Source organism: Paraburkholderia sediminicola, from assembly GCF_046026895.1.
GTDB classification, from domain to species: domain Bacteria; phylum Pseudomonadota; class Gammaproteobacteria; order Burkholderiales; family Burkholderiaceae; genus Paraburkholderia; species Paraburkholderia sediminicola_C.
Genome location: NZ_JAQQEU010000027.1, coordinates 34,909 through 52,674 on the forward strand (window position 1 = coordinate 34,909; position 17,766 = coordinate 52,674).

The following is a 17,766-nucleotide window of genomic DNA, read 5'->3' on the forward strand; positions in this document are numbered from 1 at the left end:
CTTGCGCACGGGCGCGCGGGATTCGGGTTCACGCGCTCGCGGAGTCTGGCCGTGTTGGCCGCCGGATTTGCCCATACGCCGAGCCATAACCAAAGCACAAAAACTTGGTTCGTCCGTCAGGCTCGCGGCGCGACAATGGCTGCCCGGATTCCCGCGATGAGGCACCTATGCTTTCATGCACCAGATCGACATGGCCGCCACGGCTCGTCACCGTTCCCGGCTTGCACGGCAGCGAGGGCGCGCATTGGCAATCATGGCTGGAGCGGCAGTTCGCGCGCTCGCTGCGGGTCGAACAGGCCGACTGGGATGCGCCGGATGTCGTGCGCTGGGCGCAGTCGCTGCGCGATCTGCTCGCGCGCGAGCGCGGGCCGTTCGTGCTGGCCGCGCATAGCTTCGGCTGCCTCGCGACCGCGCATGCGTTGCAGGAGGCGTCGTATGCGAACGATGTGGTCGGCGTGCTCTTCGTGGCCCCCGCCAGCCCGCGGAAATTCGCATGCGCGGGACCGTTCGACGCGCGCCGTCTCGGCGTGCCGTCGATCCTGATCGGCAGCGAAACCGATCCGTGGATGCCGCTCGCCGGTGCGCGCGAGCTCGCGCAGCGGTTCGGCAGTGCGTTCGTCAATCTCGGCGACGCGGGGCATATCAACACCGCGGCCGGTTTCGGCCCGTGGCCGCGCGCCAAATATTTCATCGATACGCTCGTGCATTGCGCGGCGCCGCTGCGCTTTCGCGAAGAGCCGTTCGAGGCCCCGCAGCACGCGTTCGTGTGAGCGATGTGGCGAGCCGTGCGGCCTGCCATGCGAGTCGCGCACACAACGCCTGCGCAGCGTGAGCGGTCTCGACGCGCGCCTTTGGCCCGCAAAGCGATCCGTTAGAATCGCGCTTCACGCCGCACGCTGGTGTGGCCACGGAATTCATTAAAAACGGGCGGGACAAGATGGCAGGCAAAACGGGGACATCGCGCTGGCTGGCAGCCGGCATGACGGCAATCACGCTCGCACTGGGCACCGTATCGACGGCGCATGCCGACGCGTCGTTGCTCAACGTGTCGTACGACGTGACGCGCGAGCTGTACAAGGACATCAACGCGAGCTTCATCACGGCGTACAAGCAGAAGAGCGGCGAGAGCGTGGCGATCCGCCAGTCGCATGGCGCGTCGAGCGCGCAGGCGTTGTCGGTGCTGCAAGGTCTGCAGGCCGATGTCGTGACGATGAATCAGCCCAACGACATCGATCTGCTCGCCGAAAAGGGCCAACTCGTGCCGGCCAACTGGCGGGCGCGTTTGCCGGACGACAGCGCGCCGTACACCACCACGATGGTGTTCCTCGTGCGCAAGGGCAACCCGAAGCACATCAAGGATTGGGACGATCTCGCGAAGCCCGGCATGCAGGTGGTGATCGCCAATCCGAAGACCTCGGGTAACGGACGCTATGCGTATCTGGCCGCGTGGGGTTATCGCAAGCAGCACGGCGGCACCGACGCGCAGGCGCTCGACTTCGAAAAGGCGATCTTCAGAAACGTGCCGGTGCTCGACACGGGCGGCCGGGGAGCGACGACCACGTTCACGCAACGCGGCATCGGCGACGTGCTGGTGACGTTCGAAAACGAAGTGTCGTTGATCGCCTCGGGCGTGGGCGCGGGCAGCTTCGAAGCGGTGTATCCGTCGGTGAGCCTGCTGGCGGCGCCGCCGGTGTCGATCGTCGACAAGGTGGTCGACAAGCGCGGCACGCGCAAAGAGGCGCAGGCGTATCTCGACTATCTGTGGTCGCCGGCCGCGCAGGAAATCATCGCGCAGCATCATCTGCGTCCGCGCGACAAGAACGTGCTGGCCAGGCATGCGGCGGAGTTCAAGCCGATCAGGACGTTCACCGTCGAAGAGATGTTCGGCAGCTGGCAGAAAGCGCAACAGACGCATTTCTCCGATGGCGGGACGTTCGATCAGATCATCGTCGACAAGAAATGAGTTTCTAGCTCGATGTTAAAAAGGCCGCCCGTTGTGAAACAGGCGGCCTTTGCAATTGCACGCGCTTCATCGAGCGCATTGCTTCATCGCATGCGATGAGGCCCGCGCTCAGTTCGGCGCAACGTGCTTGTCGCAGCCGTGCTCGCAGCCGCTCTGATCCAGCGGCATCTGCTGCGCGGCTTCGGCGCGAATGCCGAGGCGCTCCAGCAGTTTGCGGTCGGCTTCCGCTTGCGGATTGCTCGTGGTCAGCAACTGGTCGCCGTAGAAAATCGAATTCGCGCCGGCGAGGAAGCACATCGCCTGCAACGCTTCGTTCATCTGCTCGCGGCCCGCCGACAGACGCACCATCGCCTTCGGCATCGTGATGCGCGCGATCGCGATCGTGCGCACGAATTCGAACGGATCGATCGCTTCCGTGCCGGTCAACGGTGTGCCTTCCACCTGCACCAGATTGTTGATGGGAACCGATTCCGGATACGGCTCCATGTTCGCCAGTTGCGCGATCAGTCCCGCGCGTTCGCGGCGCGATTCACCCAGCCCGACGATCCCGCCGCAGCACACGTTGATGCCCGCGTCGCGCACGCGTTCGAGCGTGTCGAGACGGTCCTGGTAAGTGCGCGTCGAGATGATCTGGCCATAGAACTCCGGCGACGTGTCGAGGTTATGGTTGTAGTAATCGAGTCCCGCTTCGCGCAGACCTTGCGCCTGATGTGCTTCGAGCATGCCGAGCGTCACGCAGGTTTCGAGGCCCATCGCCTTCACCCCGCGAATCATGTCCTTGATCGGTTCGAGGTGACGATCTTTCGGATTGCGCCACGCGGCGCCCATGCAGAAGCGCGTCGCGCCGTTTTCTTTCGCGACCTTCGCGGCGGCGAGCACTTCGTCGACCGGCATCAGCTTGTCGGCTTGCAGGCCCGTGTCGTGATGCACCGACTGCGGACAGTACGCGCAATCTTCCTCGCAGCCGCCGGTCTTGATCGACAGCAGCGTCGACAGTTGCACGGTGTTCGCGTCGAAGTGCTCGCGGTGCGTTTGCTGCGCGCGAAACATCAGGTCGTTGAACGGCAGTTCGTACAACGCGACGATGTCGGCGACACGCCAGCGCGCGAGCGGCTTTGCGCTGCTTGCTGCGGAGTTGGCATGGTGGCTGGCGTCGGCGGACGCTGGAGCGATGTTCAGTTGCGTCATGGGGTCGATCCTCATGGATGGATATGATGGTGTGGCTCAGCGTTGCGTTTGACGCAGCGTCTGCAAAAGCCGGTTGATGTCGAGCTGATCGGCGGCGAGTTCGGGCGAAGCCGGGCTCAGATGCGGCACGATGCCGAGCAGCGGCGCGTCATATGCGCGAGCGAGATGCTCGCGGATCGACGCGATGTTTTCGTCGGGAAACGTCATGTCCGGATCGACGCGGTTCGCGACCCAGCCGGCGAGCGTGAGCCCGCGCGCGGCGATTGCTTCGGCGCTCAGCAACGCATGGCTGATGCAGCCGAGGCGCATGCCGACCACCAGCACGACCGGCAGCCTCAGCGCGACGGCGAGGTCGGCGGTGTCCTGCGTCGCGGTCAGCGGCACGCGAAAACCGCCGACGCCCTCCACGACGACGATCTCCGCGCGCTCTACAGCCTGTGCATGACACGCGACGATGTGATCGAGGTCGAGCGTGACGTTTTCCAGCGCGGCCGCGATGTGCGGCGCGGCCGGTTCCTTCAGCAGATACGGCGTGCGCATGGCCGGCGGCAGCAGCACGTTGGACGCGGCGTCGAGTTGATCGGCGTCCTCGTTATGCAGCACGCCGTTCAGTTCGAATGCACCGGCGGCGATCGGCTTCATCGCGGCGGCTTGCAGGCCTGCGCGAACGAAGCCGCGCAACAGTGCCGCGGATACGAGGGTCTTGCCGATTTCCGTATCGGTGCCGGTGACGAACAGGGACAGGGCGGGTTGATTCGCGCTGCTCATGCCGCGTTCGCTCCGAGTTGTTGCAGGCCGGCTTCGAGCCGGTCGAGGTCCGCGTGCGAGTGCGCGGCGGACAGCGAAATGCGCAAGCGCGAGGTGCCGGCGGGCACGGTCGGCGGACGGATCGCGGGCACCCACAGCCCCGCGCGATCGAGCGTGGCCGCGATCTCGAGCGTCGCCTCGTTCGCGCCGATGATGAGCGGCTGCACGGCGGTGTGCGAATCGACCGGAATCCATGGCGTCGCTTTCAGCATGGCGCGCGTGCGTTCGATCAACTGCTGAAGATGCGCGCGGCGCTGATCGCCTTCGTCGCTGCCGATGATGCGCAGGCTCGCCGACACCGCGTGCGCGGCGGCAGGCACGGACGCCGTCGTGAAGATGTACGGACGCGCGCGCTGCACGAGCCATTCGATCACGGTCGCATGCGCCGCGACGAACGCACCCGAGACGCCCGCCGCCTTGCCGAGCGTGCCAATCGAAATCAGGTTCGGCGAACGCAGCGCAGCTTGCGCGATTGCGCCGCGGCCTTGTGGGCCGAGCACGCCGAAGCCGTGCGCGTCGTCGACGATCAGCCACGCGCCGTGCCGCTCCGCGAGTTCGAGCAGGCGCGGCAGCGGGGCGATGTCGCCGTCCATGCTGAACACGGTGTCGGAGACGATCATCTTCACGTTGGCATCCGACGCGTCGAGCATCGCGCTCAACGCGTCCAGATCGCAGTGCGGATAGATCTGCACGTCGGCGCGGGACAGGCGCGCGCCGTCGATCAGCGACGCGTGATTCAGCGCGTCGGAGAAGAGCGTCGTGCCGCGTCCCGCGAGCGCGGTGAGCGTGGCGAGATTCGCCATGTAGCCGGTGCTGAAGTAGAGCGCGCGCGGCGCATCCAGGAAGCCGCCGGCGAATTCCGCGAGATCGTCTTCGAGTTGCGCATGCGCGCGCGAGTGGCCGCCGAGCAGATGCGAACCGCCGCTGCCCGCGCCGTAGCGCCGCGCGCCTTCGGCGATCGCTTCAATCAGCTGCGGATGCGCGGCGAGGCCGAGATAGTCGTTGCTGGCGAAGCCGATGATCGAGCGGCCGTCCACGGTCATGTGCGCGGCGCATGGCGTGTCGGCGGTGCGGCGGCGGCGGCGCAGGCCGCGCTCGTCGATTTCCTTCAGCCCTTCGTTGAGTGTGTCGAGCAAATGCATTAGCGGGTCTCCGCGAGCGTGGCTTCGAAAGTCTCGCGCGTGCGCGATGCAAGCAGCGCGAGTTCTTCGTCGTCGAGGATGTAAGGGGGCATCAGATAGACGGTGGTCGCAATCGGGCGCAGCAGCAGTTCGCGTTGCAACGCGTTTTCGAAGAAGCGGCGCGAGAAAGTCCTGGCATGCGGGGCGTCGTCGATCACGGCGTCGAATGCGAAGATCGTGCCGCACTGACGCAGGTTGCGGACCTGTTGGTGTGCGGCCAGCGGCGCGAGTGCGGCCTTCAGTTTTGCCGACTTCTCCGCGTTCGCAGCAAGCACGTTGTCGCTGGCGAACAGATCGAGCGTGGCGAGCGCCGCGCGGCACGCGAGCGGATTGCCGGTGTACGAATGCGAATGCAGGAAGCCGCGCGCGGTGTCGTCGTGATAGAAGGCGGCGAAGATTTCATTGCGTGACAGCACGATGGAAAGCGGCAGATAGCCGCCGCTAATGCCTTTCGACAGACACAGGAAGTCCGGCCAGATGCCGGCTTGTTCACACGCGAAGAAAGTGCCGGTGCGGCCGCAGCCGACGGCGATTTCATCGGCGATCAGATGCACGCCGTATTGATCGCACAGTGCGCGCAGACCCGCGAGATACGACGCGTCGTGCATGGCCATGCCGGCCGCGCATTGCACGAGCGGCTCGACGATCAGCGCGGCGATTCGCGCGGCGCGTGCTTCGAACAGTGAGCGAACGCGATCGAGCGCGCGGCGTGCGACATCCGCAGCGGTTTCGCCGGGTTGCGCGAGACGCGCGTCCGGCGACGCCACGACATGCGCCTGGCGGATCAACGGGTCGTAGGCGTCCTTGAAGAGCGCGACATCGGTGACGCCGAGCGCGCCGATGGTCTCGCCGTGGTAGCTGTTGGCAATGCAGACGAATTCCTGCTTGTCCGAGAAACCCCGGTTGCGCCAGGAGTGGAAGCTCATCTTCAACGCGATTTCGACCGCGGATGCGCCGTCCGAGGCGAAGAACGCGTGGCCGAGCGTGTTACCGGTGAGCGCGCCGAGACGCTCCGCGAGTTCGATCGCCGGCTCGTGCGTGCAACCGGCGAGCATCGCGTGTTCGAGCGTGTCGAGCTGGTCTTTCAGCGCCGCGTTGATGCGCGGGTTCGCGTGACCGAACAGGTTGACCCACCACGAGCTGATGGCGTCGAGATAGCGATGGCCGGCGCGATCGTAGAGCCACGCGCCTTGACCGCGCGCGACGGGGACGAGCGGCAAACGCTCGTGGTGCTTCATCTGGGTGCAGGGGTGCCACACGGCACGCAGGCTGCGGGCGACCCAGTCTTCAGGGGCGACTGAGGATGCTGCTGACTTTTCCAAAGGGTACTCCAGGGTGCTTTTCTTGCCGCTGCGCGAGTGGCTTTTTAGGGCCCTTTCGGGCGCGCTGCGCGGTGCCTTGGCGGGCGTGCGGGGTCGAGATTAGCGGTTTATTTGGCGCAGTGCACTAGGGGTTGGGGCGGCGGATTTGCTTGCGGAGTCGGGGTTTGGCGCTGTTCGGTGCAGGTGGTTTGTGTTTGCGCGCGAAGGTAGCGGATCGGCGGAGTTGACGACGACAAAGTAGTTGTGGGGTGTGGACGGGAAGTGGGCCGCCGGGCGGGAATTTGGCTGGGCCGACGGGTTGCGAGGCTTGGCGAGCGTTCGCTCTTTCGGCGGCAAGGTGCGTCTTCTTGGATGGTGCTAAGGCGACGGGCTACGCCTTCGCGGCTTCGCCATGGGGGCGCTTCTTCGCATTGATCCTATGGAGGCTTAGCGATGGCATCGAGATAATCAGCCCTTCGTTTCCGTCACCGGCCGAGTCGCGGGCCGTAGGAAATAGGGCTGAGGCCGCGCCCGGCAATACCGTCGTGCCGGCAGGCGACTCGTGCGCAGGAGTGCGCGAGGCACGCGCGATTGCGCCTTCTGCCTGATCCATTCACCAGCGGTGCTGTGCGGTAGCAGTCCACACATTGCGAGACCAGACTATAGGAAAATTGACTTGTAGCCTGACGCGCTAACACTCATCAAGGCTATTGAGTTTATCGACGGAGTGCCCGGTAGACGGAGTGCGACCAAACCGGCTGTGGCTCCCTCAAAGAATATCGAGCAGACCAGGGAATTGAATTGACGCATCTGCCTCGCGGCACGCGACCCATCAGCCGCCCTGCAGTCCCAAACCTGACCGCTACTCGCGGCTAGCAATAGCCCGCCGCCCTTCATCACCAGCAGCGGAAGAACCCTGCCCGCCATCCGCCGTCTGCGAACCCTGCGCGCCCCAAACAACCGAGTCATCCACCGCATACAACCGGCAAGGGTCCGAGCTCTGCTTCTGGCAATTGGCGACCGCCACCGACATCGGATCATCCCCGCCCTCGGCCCACGACCAAGCACCCGAGTCCGACACGGCAAACGCGCGGCTAGGATACTGATGCAGGAAGTTCCGATACCCATTGCGCCCGGCTTCATCGACGAACGGCACCGCGTCCACCGCATCGAGCGCGGCGAAGCCACTTGCCTTCGGCGCCGAAGGATCGGCGACGCGATATTGCACGCCCGTCGGCATCCCCACGCGAGCAAGGAAAGCCTCGACAGCCGGCCACCACACCCGCACGCCGTCGCGGTCGCCGACCAGCCGATGCGCGTCGTTCTTGTAGTTGCCGAAATCAACCATCTTCGCGCTCGCACCGTGCGCGCCGTAAGCCGAGTACATCGCGGCCACCAGCGGCGCGGTCCAGACCGAATCGTTGTCGCCGTACATCCACAGCGACGGCACCTTGGTCTTCTCGCCATACGCGCCGAATGCGTGCGTCAGGTTGCCCTGCCAGTCGGTGCAGGCGTCCTGCCGCAAGCCGCCCGAAAAATTGATCAGCGCCCGCACGCCGGGAGCCGCCTCGGTGCCGTAGGCCATCGTTGCAAGGCCGCCGTGCGACGTGCCGGCCACGACGATATGCGCCGCGTCCACGTAAGACTGCTTCGACATGTAGTTCACGGTCGCCGCCACGTCGCCTGCCTGGCCGAGGCCGTTGCGTTCGACATCGCAACCGTCCTGCTGATACACGCCGTTCGAATGGCCGAAGCCCTGGCGGTTCGGCGCGACCACGACGTAGCCGCGGCGCACGAATTCGCGCGCCAGCGGCAGCGGGTCGCTGCGCTCCTGCGTATGCGGGTCGCCGGGAATCTTGCCGTGGTTGAACACGATCATCGGAAACGGGCCTGCGCCGTCCGGCTTGTAGATCGTTGTTTCGAGCGTGACCGTGCCGTCGGCGTCGACCGGCACGCGAATGATCTGTTCATTCAGGCGGGCGGTCGGCAGGTAGAGGTCGTCGTCGAGCGCGATACGCGGCACGTGCGCGCGTGTCAGTGGTCCCGCCTGCGTGTCGGCGAGCGGATCGGCATGCGCGATTGCGACAGCGCATGTAGCCGCTGCACAGATCACCGCACACTTGGTCAGAACCTTGCTGAACACCATTCACGCACCTGCCTTAAAGACCTGCCCTGAACACCGTGATGTCTGTTTGCCGGATTCATGGCTGACATTTGCCTTTCGTCCGCGTTTTCGACAAACAAAAACACATTCGCGTACGCAGTGCGCGAAGCGCACGTACGCCAATCGAGATCGCACGGGATGAACCCAAACGGCCGACGCGACCCCACGCGCCGATGGTGAACGCCACTCATGCCGCTGAAACCTGACGCCGAACCCAAACTGTCTGGTGATCGGCAGGGCTCCTGCGCATTTTGCGGAGCCGGTATCGATCCGCTCTCGCAACGTGACGTCATGAAGCTAAGGCCTCATCCTGGCACGACAATTTTGTTTTGTGCAATCAAGGAGAACCCGCGCCGAAAAAATTGCGTGCTCAGTCAAGGAGCCCGTTTCTGTGAGTTTGAGCGGTCTTGTGCATGGGGGTGAGAGGGCGTAAATCGTGCTCAATCGCCATCACGAGGTGTTGCGCGGAAGCCCTGCCCGGTGGTGCAAGAAGAGGGCGACAACGTATCGCCTGGCCGAACTGGTGTTGAAAACCTGCCGGTGCAACAAATTCAGGGGTGCTTCGCGAATCCAATGACTTTCGACCGAGAAAAACCTTTCATGTGCCTTTCAGTTTACAAATCGACAGGGATAAACAACAGAAGGGTTCTCATTACCTTTCTCAATAGGGCGGTAGAAAAGGCAATGCGTGCGGTAAATCAGACCGGCGGACTTCCATCGGTCGATGCAAACCCTCTTTGCAATATGGCAACGTGCGAAGCCGCACATACTGCCTACCAACGATCAATAAATCTCTGATGCACGTCGGGTTGTGCGAAATCCTTTCATTCGAGAATATAGATCGAATAAAAATGAAAGGAAGCACAGAAAAATTCCAAATTTGTCCGTAAGGCAGGGGAAAGAAAATGAAGGGAATGCTTCCGGGTCTGGACGTTCTGCGGTTCCTGCTGGCCTGCTATCTGGTCATCTACCATACGTTGGTCTATTACCCGGCGGCGCAGGCAATGCTTTGGGCTGACCTATTCAAGTTGGGCGGCGGCGCGACCAGTATTTTCTTTATATTGTCCGGATTTATTCTGTCGCACGTTTCCGTAGAAATGATGCCGGGCGAAGTGAAAAAGGTTTCAGCATCACGATTCTTTATCAACCGGTTCACCAATCTTTATCCTATTCACATTATTACGTTAATGTTGACGGTGGGACTGATGATCGTTAATTCTCGTCCATTCGACGTTGAACTAAGTAATCTCGATTCCGCGCCGCCGATAATTCACACAATGAGCGCCGTGGAAGTGTCCATCAATGCGATTTTGCAAATCCTGCTGCTTCAGGCGTGGAATCCCTTTTACCTGTCGTTCAATATTCCATCGTGGTCGCTGTCGACGCTGTTCTTTTTTTATCTGCTATTTCCGGCCGCCGCACCTCGCTTGCTGTCCATGCGCCGCAAGTGGCCGATGCTGACGGCGATGTGGGCCGCCTGCCTTCTCCCGGCGGTCATCGTCGTCGTAAATGGGTGGTACGGCGTGGGGACGATAGGGATGCTCCACACCAATCCGCTGATACGGCTGCCGGAATTTTTGGCGGGCATTCTCGCTTACGGCATATTCGCGGGACACAATCGACAAATCACCGGACTCGTCGCGCGTCACCGGCGAATTCTGATAGGAACGCTAGCAGTGCTTTTCATCGGCGCCGCTTTTCTGTTCGCGGAGGGGCCGTCATTCTGGGAAGTCCTTCTTCACAACGGTGCGATGTTGCCCGCGCAAGTGGCGGTGATATTTGTTTCTGCGAGCTTGCTCCAACGCGCGTCACCACGCGTTGTCGGTTGGACGAGGCGGCTCGGTAACGCTTCCTTGTCGATCTTCGCTCTGCAAATACCGCTTTTTATCGGTTTTTTAAAAGTCCAGAAGGTGCTTGGCATTCCTTATCCGCTTTTGTCCTGCGTTCACAGACTGCATGTGTGCGCCGAGGCAGCCAGCCGGGTGCCGGCGCATTTTTCAGCGTATCCGGCCTATCTGGCCACGATTCTCGTCGGGTCGATACTGTTCCAGGAAAGGATCGTCGCGCCTCTTAGAAGCACCTTGCGCCGAGTATTGAATCGTCGGTGGGGATCGCCGCGTCCCGCGCAGATGCTGCACACGGCCTCGGTTCCGAAGGCACAGTAAGGCAGGTGCGGCGCATTGCGCGCCGCTGAATCGTGAAAGATCCCTGAACGGGCAGCGCGCGGGACCCTGCGCTAGTCGCTGACCTCGCCGTCGACATAGCGCCAGAGGCCGTCGTCGCCGCGCAGGAAGCGGCTCAGCTCGTGCAGCCGGTGCGCGCGCCCGCCCAACTTGTAACGTGCGACGAATTCGACGGTAGCGTGATCGGCGTCGATTTCGGCGAACGCTTTGATCTGCAGTCCGAGCCAACGGGGCGCGCCTGACGACGCGGGGTCCGCATCGAGATCGGCGGGGCAGGTGTGCGGCGCCCAGGTGGCGCGCAGATAATCCGTTGCGCCGACCACGTAGGCGCTATAACGCGAGCGCATCAGTTCGAGCGCACGCGGCGCGGGCTCGCCGCCGTCGATATAGCGGCCGCAGCATTGCGCGAAGCGGGGCGCCCTGGCGCCGCTGTGCTGGTCGGGCGCGGCGCCGCCGCAAGGGCAGTCGGTAGGTCGTTGCATCGTATTCATCAAGCTTTTAATTCAAACCGCGAGCAATCAGAATTTTCTGGATGTCGCTCGTGCCCTCGTAAATCTGGCACACGCGCACGTCGCGATAAATCCGTTCGACCGGGAAGTCGCTCAGATACCCGTAGCCGCCGTGAATCTGCAAGGCCGCCGAACAGATGCGCTCGGCGGCTTCGGACGCGAACAGCTTGGCCATCGCCGCTTCGGTCAGGCACGGCTGGCCAGCGTCTTTCAGCGCCGCCGCGTGCCAGATCAGTTGACGCGCGGCTTCGAGTTGCGTCGCCATGTCGGCGAGACGGAATTGCACCGCCTGGTGCGAAAACAGCGGCGCGCCGAAGCTCTCGCGTTCCTTCGCATAACTCAACGCGGCCTCGAACGCCGCGCGCGCCATGCCGACGCTTTGCGCGGCAATGCCGATGCGCCCGCCTTCGAGCCCAGACAGCGCGATCCGATAGCCTTCGCCTTCCGCGCCGATCAGGTTCGCGGCCGGCACGCGGCAGTCTTCGAAGACGATCTGCGCCGTATCCGACGAATGCTGGCCGAGCTTCTCCTCGACTCGCGCGGCCACGTAGCCCTTCGCATCGGTGGGCACGATGAACGCGCTGATGCCGCGCTTGCCCGCCGTCTTGTCGGTCACGGCCATCACGATCGCGACGTTGCCGTTCTTGCCGCTGGTGATGAACTGTTTGACGCCGTTCAACACGTACGAGTCGCCGTCGCGCGTCGCGGTGGTGCGCAGCGCGGACGCGTCCGAGCCGGCTTGCGGTTCGGTCAGGCAAAACGCGCCGAGCATCTCGCCGCGCGCGAGCGGCGTCAGCCAGTCGCGTTTCTGCGCGTCGTTGCCATAAGTCAGCAGAATGCTGCACACCGGGCAGTTGTTGACCGAGATGGCCGTCGACGTGCCGCCGTCGCCCGCGGCGATCTCTTCGAGAATCAGCGCGAGCGCCAGCGCATCCATGCCCGCGCCGCCATACGCTTCTGGCACCAGCACGCCGTAGGCGCCGAGTCCGGCGAGCTGCCGGTGCACGTCGCGCGGGAACGTGCGCTCGCGGTCCCACGCGGCCGCATACGGCGTGATCGCTTCGCGCACGAAGCTACGCAGCGCGTCGCGGACCATCAGGTGATCCTGATCCAGCACCATAAAGTTGTCTCCCCTTACCAGTCGAGCGGCGTGCCGTCGTATTGATAGAAGCGGCCGTTGAACGCGTCGCGCGCGGCCGCCGCCTGCGCGAGCACGTCGCGCATGCCGGCGACGCTGCGCTCCGGGTCGATTGCCGCCTGCGCGCCGCCCATGTCGGTGCGCACCCAGCCGGGATGCAACGACACGCACGTGGCGCGCGACGCTTCGAGCGACGCGAGCTTCAGCGCGTCGTTCAGCGCCGCCTTGCTCACGCGATACAGCCAGCCGCTCGTGCCGCTCGTGTCGGCGATGCTGCCCATCTTGCTGGAGATCACCGCGAAGACGCCGCCGGCTTCTTCGACGAGCGGCAGCAGGATCGGCACCAATTGCATCGGGCCGCGCACGTTGGTGTGCATCACGTGATCGAAGTCCTCGGCGGTGATCGTCTCGATGCGCTCGGTTCGCGGGCCGTACACGCCCGACACCACGATCGCCGCATCGAGCCGTTCGCCGTCGAGCTTCCAGCCGAGCGCGGCGATCTGCTCGGGCGCGGTCACGTCCACCGCGAAGGTTTGCGCACCGAGTGCGTTCAGCGCATCGAGCGCCGCGTCGTCGCGCGCGGTGGCGAGCACGCGCCAGCCGCTTTTCTTGTACTGCCGCGCGAACTCCTGGCCGACGCCGCGCGACGCACCGACAATCAACACTGTCTTCATCGAATACCTCAGCGTTCAGACGACGCGGTCAAGCGCGTCAAACCAGTTCGACACCCATCGCCGTCGCCTCGCCGCCGCCGATGCACAGCGTCGCGACGCCGCGCTTCAGGCCGCGCTTCTTCAATGCGCCGATCAGCGTGACCAGAATCCGCGCGCCGGATGCGCCGATCGGATGGCCGAGCGCGCAAGCGCCGCCGTTCACGTTGACCTTTTCGTGCGGCAGATGATGCTCCTTCATCGCGGCCATCGTCACGACCGCGAACGCTTCGTTGACTTCGTACAGATCGACGTCGTCGGCACGCCAGCCGTTCTTCTCGAACAGCTTGCGAATCGCGCCGACCGGCGCGGTGGTGAACTTCGCCGGTTCCTGCGCGAAGGTCGAGTGGCCGACCACGCGCGCGATCGGTTCGACGCCGAGGCGCTTCGCCGTCGATTCGCGCATCATGACGAGCGCGGCGGCGCCGTCGGAAATCGACGACGAATTCGCCGCCGTCACCGTGCCGGTTTTGCTGAAGGCGGGCTTGAGCGTCGGAATCTTTTCGAGGTTGGCCTTGAACGGCTGCTCGTCCTGATCGATGGTCACGTCGCCCTTGCGGCCCGCCACTTTCACCGGCGCGATCTCCCACCCGAACGAGCCGTCCTCGTTCGCGCGCTTCGCGCGGTTGAGCGATTCGACGGCGAACGCATCTTGCGCCTCGCGCGTGAAGTCGAACGACGCCGCGCATTCCTCGGCGAAGGTGCCCATCAGACGGCCTTTTTCGTAGGCGTCTTCGAGGCCGTCATAGAACATGTGATCGATCACCTGCCCGTGGCCCATGCGCATGCCGCCCCGCGCCTTCGGCAGCAGATACGGCGCATTCGTCATGCTCTCCATGCCGCCCGCGACGATCACGTCGACCGAACCCGCGAGCAGCATGTCGTGCGCGAACATCGCCGCGCGCATGCCCGAGCCGCACATCTTGTTGACCGTCGTGCTACCGGTGGCGAGCGGCAAGCCGGCGCCGAGCGCGGCCTGCCGCGCGGGCGCCTGGCCGAGGCCGGCGGGCAGCACGCAGCCCATCACCACTTCGTCGATCTGTTCGGGTTTGAGGCCCGCGCGCTGCACGGCGGCCTCGATCGCCACCGAGCCCAACTGCGGCGCGGTGAGCGATGCGAAGTCGCCCTGAAAGGCCGCCATCGGCGTGCGCGCGACACTCACGATCACAACCGGATCGGCCTGTGCTTCGGTTCGCTTGTCGTTCATGTTCGTCTCACTCATATTTAAGCTCCTTGATCACACCTGCGACGATGGCCGGCACGTCGCCGAGCTGCGCCGCGTCGGCGGCCACCACGTCGTTGTCCGCGTTGCGCGGGCCGCTCGCCGACACCGCGGCCACGCACTCCTTGTAGGTCGCGTCCAGCGCGGCCGCGTCGCTGATCGTCATGCCGAGGTTGCGCATCTTGCCGTCATGCACGCCGTACGCCCAGCCGTGCACGGTCAGTTCCTGGCCGCGCGCCCATGCGTCGTTGACAATGGTGGTGCGGCACACGTTCACCACCTGTTCGATCGTGTTCAACTCCACCAGCCGCCGATGCCGGGCTTCACCGAGCGGCCACTCCTCGATCAACGCGGCGTGCTTGCTGCGCACGTCCTGCACGTGCGCGAGCCAGTTGTCGGCGAGACCCACGCGGCGGCCGTGCAGTGCCGCGGCCACGCCCGAGCAGCCGTAATGGCCGACCACCATGATGTGCTTGACCTTCAGCAGATCGACGGCGAACTGGATCACCGACAGGCAGTTCAGATCGGTATGCACCACCACGTTGGCGATGTTTCTGTGCACGAACACTTCGCCCGGCGGCAAGCCGATGATCTGGTTGGCCGGCACCCGAGAATCGGAGCAACCGATCCACAGATACTCCGGCGCCTGTTGATGCGCGAGGCGCGAGAAAAATTCGGGGTCTTCGGACAGCTTGCGTGTGACCCAGGCGTCGTTGTTGTCGAACAGATGCGAGAGCGGGTTGGAAGAGATGGAAGCGTTCGTGTTCATGATGCGTCTTGGCGGTTGCTCGACCCATTGACAGGTCGAAGTCGTTACATAAGATCCGGACGATGCAGTCGCTGATGCGGGCGGCGCAGGCGCTTCACGCCACGCGCGCGCTCGGCACGTCTGCGCGCGCATCCGGTGCGGCCGATGCAGTCGATGCAGCAAAACGCGCATCGGCAAAGCGCTCCGGATAGCGCACGCAGAAGCGCACGCTGCTGTCGTACGGGAAAAAGTCGGGCAGTTCGCCTTTCAATAGATGATCCTTGTACCGTTGCCACAGCGCAGGATCGAAGAAGTCCGCGTGATGCTCCATGAAGGAACGGCGCACGCGTGGGTCGCCGAGGAGGAAAGTGCCATACGTTTCCGGGAAAATGTCGTGCGGGCCGACCGAATACCACGGCTCGCACGACATTTCGTCCTCCTCGTTACGTGGCGCCGGCACGGCGCGCACGTTGCAGTCGGTCAGATATTCGATCTCATCGTAGTCGTAGAACACGACGCGGCCATGGCGCGTGACGCCGAAGTTCTTGTACAGCATGTCGCCGGGGAAGATGTTCGCCTGGATCAGTTCCTTCACCGCGTTGCCGTATTCCTTGATGCCGTGCTCGACGTCGCTGTCGTTGCCGTTTTGCAGGAACAGATTGAGCGGCACCATGCGGCGCTCGATATACATATGGCGAATCACCAGGTTCGCACCGTCGTATTCGATCAGCGACGGCACTTCCTTTTCGAGTTCGCGCACAAGCGCTTCATCGAGCCGCGACACCGGCAGCGCGACGCTCGAATATTCGAGCGTGTCGGCCATGCGGCCGAGGCGATCGTGTCGTTTGACGAGCTGATACTTTTCCTTGATCTGCGCGCGCGTGGTTTCCTTCGGCGGTGGAAAGCTGTCCTTGATCAGCTTGAACACATAGGGGAATGACGGCAGCGTGAACACCAGCATCACGAGTCCCTTGATGCCGGGTGCGACGATGAACTGATCGCTCGAATGCGACAGGTGATGCAGCAGATCGCGATAGAACAGATTCTTGCCCTGCTTCTGCAAACCCACCGATGTATAGATTTCCGCCTTCGGTTTGCCCAGCATGATGGTGCCGAGAAATTCGACGTAGGCGGACGGCACTTCCATGTCGACGAGGAAATACGAGTGCGCGAAGCTGAATATGATCTGCAGTTGCTCGCGCGTGAGCAGCACCGTATCGAGCGCAAGCACGCCCGGCTTCACATGACGCAGCGCCACCGCGAACGGCAGCAGCGCATCGCCGTTGATGATCCGTCCGACGATATAGGCCGACTTGTTCCGAAAGAATAGCGACGCGAGCACGTGAATCTGGAAGTTCGGTGCTTCGTCGAATGCGCCGAACGTGTCGTGAATCGTCTGCACCACGCAGCCGACGTCGCGCGTCAGGTCTTCGAACGGCGGTTCGAGCTGGAAGTTCGTGACGATGCGTTCGAGCGTCGCGGCGAGGCCATCCTTGCCGGGGTAGTACGCGCGAAAGGTCGGCTTCGCGGCCGGCTCGTCGTTCTCGAGGTATTCGGTCGATATCGCCGGGCGCACGAAAATGAAATCGTTGTTGAAATACGAGCGGTGCAGGATCTTGCAGCACACCGAATTGAAAAACGTCTCCGCGCACTCGGGCTGGCGGTGCGTGGTGAGGAGGCCGATGTAGTGCAGCTTGATCTGCTGCCACACTTCGTCGTCGATGTTTTCGGCGTCGTATTCGTCTTCGAGCGCTTCGACGCATTCCTCGACGCGCTCGTCGTACGAAGTGATGCGCTCGCGCGCGAGCTTTTGCAGGGCGTGCCAGTCGCCGGCTTCGAAAAGCGTCTTCGCGCGGATCGCTGCGTCGCGGAAGATCCGGTAATGGCGGTCGAATCCTTCGAGCATCGTCTGGGCGACGTCAAAGCCGATTTGCGACGACAGCAGTTTTGGGAAGTGATTCATGTCGACCGTGCATTCGTCCCGTGTCGTGAAGACACCCGTGATTGTATCGTCCGGGTGGGCCCGCGACGCATCGCGCCGCTCGGCTCGCGCCTCGACGCCGTGTGGGCGTTCTCGGGCGTTGGCCGACTTTCAGACTATCTCCGCTCATTGCGCCGGTTCGGTTCGGGTTCACCGGCGTAACTTCCAGCAAAAAAATTCGCGTTGCGCTTTACTTCACGGCGCTTCACTGCGATACGTTGCGTTTCCTCTGCAGCGTGCCGCGCTCACGCGGGCCGAGCCTCACGTGCCCCGCTATCGAGTAGCGCACGCGCCTGCGCTTCATATTGCGCGAGATCTTCGAGCGTCGCGTTGAGGTCTTCCAGTTGACGCTCCAGCACCTCGCGGTGACGCGCCACCGTGGCAAGGAACGCATGCAATTGCGGCACGGTGTCGGTCGGCGATTCGTACACATCCAGCAACTCGCGGATTTCCGACAGCGTGAAGCCAAGCCGCTTGCCGCGCAGCGTGAGCTTCAGCCGGGTTCGGTCGCGGCCCGAATAGACCCGGCGCAGACCGCTTGACCCTTCGCGGCTTGGCGAGAGTAAACCCTGATCCTCGTAGAAGCGGATCGCGCGCGGCGTGACGTCGAATTCCCGCGCGAGCTCGGTGATCGTGTATTGCGTGTTCATCGGGGCATCCCGTGGCCGGGC

The 17,766-nt window shown here is 63.6% G+C and carries 15 protein-coding genes; 3 read left to right on the forward strand and 12 right to left on the reverse strand.

Features of this window, described 5'->3' with window-relative positions:
* Positions 1 to 167 precede the first annotated feature (167 nt).
* On the forward strand, positions 168 to 770 hold the full coding sequence (locus PQR02_RS19800) for an RBBP9/YdeN family alpha/beta hydrolase (RefSeq protein WP_408234509.1): 603 nt from the start codon (positions 168 to 170) through the stop codon (positions 768 to 770).
* Positions 771 to 937: 167 nt separating this feature from the next.
* Positions 938 to 1,963: a sulfate ABC transporter substrate-binding protein gene (locus PQR02_RS19805; RefSeq protein ID WP_408234512.1), complete on the forward strand. Its 1,026-nt coding sequence runs from the start codon at positions 938 to 940 to the stop codon at positions 1,961 to 1,963.
* 108 nt (positions 1,964 to 2,071) lie between these two features.
* Here PQR02_RS19805 and bioB read toward each other — a convergent pair whose 3' ends face one another.
* From bioB to PQR02_RS19830, 5 genes are all read right to left on the reverse strand, one after another.
* Positions 2,072 to 3,151, reverse strand: a complete 1,080-nt coding sequence (gene bioB / locus PQR02_RS19810) for a biotin synthase BioB (RefSeq protein WP_408234515.1) — start codon at positions 3,149 to 3,151, stop codon at positions 2,072 to 2,074.
* Between the two features lie 36 nt (positions 3,152 to 3,187).
* On the reverse strand, positions 3,188 to 3,919 hold the full coding sequence (gene bioD / locus PQR02_RS19815) for a dethiobiotin synthase (protein WP_408234518.1): 732 nt from the start codon (positions 3,917 to 3,919) through the stop codon (positions 3,188 to 3,190).
* A complete protein-coding gene (gene bioF / locus PQR02_RS19820) occupies positions 3,916 to 5,100 on the reverse strand; it encodes an 8-amino-7-oxononanoate synthase (RefSeq protein WP_408234521.1) in 1,185 nt (394 codons plus the stop codon). Before bioF ends, bioD begins: the two co-directional genes overlap by 4 nt.
* Positions 5,100 to 6,461, reverse strand: a complete 1,362-nt coding sequence (bioA, locus tag PQR02_RS19825; RefSeq protein ID WP_408234524.1) for an adenosylmethionine--8-amino-7-oxononanoate transaminase — start codon at positions 6,459 to 6,461, stop codon at positions 5,100 to 5,102. The genes bioF and bioA overlap by 1 nt, the downstream gene beginning before the upstream one ends.
* A gap of 841 nt (positions 6,462 to 7,302) precedes the next feature.
* Entirely contained in the window at positions 7,303 to 8,586 is a 1,284-nt protein-coding gene (locus PQR02_RS19830; RefSeq protein WP_408234527.1) for a dienelactone hydrolase family protein, read from the reverse strand.
* 923 nt (positions 8,587 to 9,509) lie between these two features.
* Between PQR02_RS19830 and PQR02_RS19835 the strand changes: the two genes are divergently transcribed.
* Positions 9,510 to 10,769 carry an acyltransferase family protein gene (locus tag PQR02_RS19835; protein ID WP_408234530.1) on the forward strand — a complete coding sequence of 420 codons (1,260 nt, stop codon included), beginning with the start codon at positions 9,510 to 9,512 and terminating at the stop codon, positions 10,767 to 10,769.
* Between the two features lie 71 nt (positions 10,770 to 10,840).
* Here PQR02_RS19835 and PQR02_RS19840 read toward each other — a convergent pair whose 3' ends face one another.
* The 7 genes from PQR02_RS19840 to PQR02_RS19870 form a co-directional block, all read right to left on the reverse strand.
* Positions 10,841 to 11,278: a YchJ family protein gene (locus PQR02_RS19840; protein WP_408234533.1), complete on the reverse strand. Its 438-nt coding sequence runs from the start codon at positions 11,276 to 11,278 to the stop codon at positions 10,841 to 10,843.
* 7 nt (positions 11,279 to 11,285) lie between these two features.
* Complete coding sequence (locus PQR02_RS19845) at positions 11,286 to 12,416, reverse strand: acyl-CoA dehydrogenase family protein (protein ID WP_408234536.1); 1,131 nt, start codon at positions 12,414 to 12,416, stop codon at positions 11,286 to 11,288.
* A 14-nt stretch (positions 12,417 to 12,430) separates the two neighbouring features.
* Positions 12,431 to 13,108: an SDR family oxidoreductase gene (locus PQR02_RS19850; RefSeq protein WP_408234539.1), complete on the reverse strand. Its 678-nt coding sequence runs from the start codon at positions 13,106 to 13,108 to the stop codon at positions 12,431 to 12,433.
* 37 nt (positions 13,109 to 13,145) lie between these two features.
* Positions 13,146 to 14,366, reverse strand: coding sequence for an acetyl-CoA C-acetyltransferase (locus PQR02_RS19855; protein ID WP_408234542.1), 1,221 nt, complete (start codon positions 14,364 to 14,366; stop codon positions 13,146 to 13,148).
* Complete coding sequence (gene can / locus PQR02_RS19860) at positions 14,359 to 15,135, reverse strand: carbonate dehydratase (RefSeq protein ID WP_408234545.1); 777 nt, start codon at positions 15,133 to 15,135, stop codon at positions 14,359 to 14,361. Before can ends, PQR02_RS19855 begins: the two co-directional genes overlap by 8 nt.
* Before the next feature lie 94 nt (positions 15,136 to 15,229).
* Positions 15,230 to 17,077 (reverse strand): bifunctional isocitrate dehydrogenase kinase/phosphatase, encoded by a 1,848-nt coding sequence (gene aceK, locus PQR02_RS19865; protein WP_408234548.1) that lies wholly within the window; start codon positions 17,075 to 17,077, stop codon positions 15,230 to 15,232.
* 263 nt (positions 17,078 to 17,340) lie between these two features.
* Positions 17,341 to 17,745: a MerR family transcriptional regulator gene (locus PQR02_RS19870; RefSeq protein WP_408234551.1), complete on the reverse strand. Its 405-nt coding sequence runs from the start codon at positions 17,743 to 17,745 to the stop codon at positions 17,341 to 17,343.
* Between the last annotated feature and the right edge of the window lie 21 nt (positions 17,746 to 17,766).

Bases quoted from the DNA above. Each gene is read 5' to 3' on its own strand.
- PQR02_RS19840 (WP_408234533.1), bottom strand. From the start codon at position 11,278: ATGAATACGATGCAACGACCTACCGACTGCCCTTGCGGCGGCGCCGCG.
- can (WP_408234545.1), bottom strand. From the start codon at position 15,135: ATGAACACGAACGCTTCCATCTCTTCCAACCCGCTCTCGCATCTGTTC.
- bioF (WP_408234521.1), bottom strand. From the start codon at position 5,100: ATGCATTTGCTCGACACACTCAACGAAGGGCTGAAGGAAATCGACGAG.
- PQR02_RS19845 (WP_408234536.1), bottom strand. From the start codon at position 12,416: ATGGTGCTGGATCAGGATCACCTGATGGTCCGCGACGCGCTGCGTAGC.
- PQR02_RS19835 (WP_408234530.1), top strand. From the start codon at position 9,510: ATGAAGGGAATGCTTCCGGGTCTGGACGTTCTGCGGTTCCTGCTGGCC.
- aceK (WP_408234548.1), bottom strand. From the start codon at position 17,077: ATGAATCACTTCCCAAAACTGCTGTCGTCGCAAATCGGCTTTGACGTC.
- bioD (WP_408234518.1), bottom strand. From the start codon at position 3,919: ATGAGCAGCGCGAATCAACCCGCCCTGTCCCTGTTCGTCACCGGCACC.
- PQR02_RS19870 (WP_408234551.1), bottom strand. From the start codon at position 17,745: ATGAACACGCAATACACGATCACCGAGCTCGCGCGGGAATTCGACGTC.
- PQR02_RS19830 (WP_408234527.1), bottom strand. From the start codon at position 8,586: ATGGTGTTCAGCAAGGTTCTGACCAAGTGTGCGGTGATCTGTGCAGCG.
- PQR02_RS19800 (WP_408234509.1), top strand. From the start codon at position 168: ATGCTTTCATGCACCAGATCGACATGGCCGCCACGGCTCGTCACCGTT.
- bioB (WP_408234515.1), bottom strand. From the start codon at position 3,151: ATGACGCAACTGAACATCGCTCCAGCGTCCGCCGACGCCAGCCACCAT.
- PQR02_RS19855 (WP_408234542.1), bottom strand. From the start codon at position 14,366: ATGAGTGAGACGAACATGAACGACAAGCGAACCGAAGCACAGGCCGAT.
- PQR02_RS19850 (WP_408234539.1), bottom strand. From the start codon at position 13,108: ATGAAGACAGTGTTGATTGTCGGTGCGTCGCGCGGCGTCGGCCAGGAG.
- PQR02_RS19805 (WP_408234512.1), top strand. From the start codon at position 938: ATGGCAGGCAAAACGGGGACATCGCGCTGGCTGGCAGCCGGCATGACG.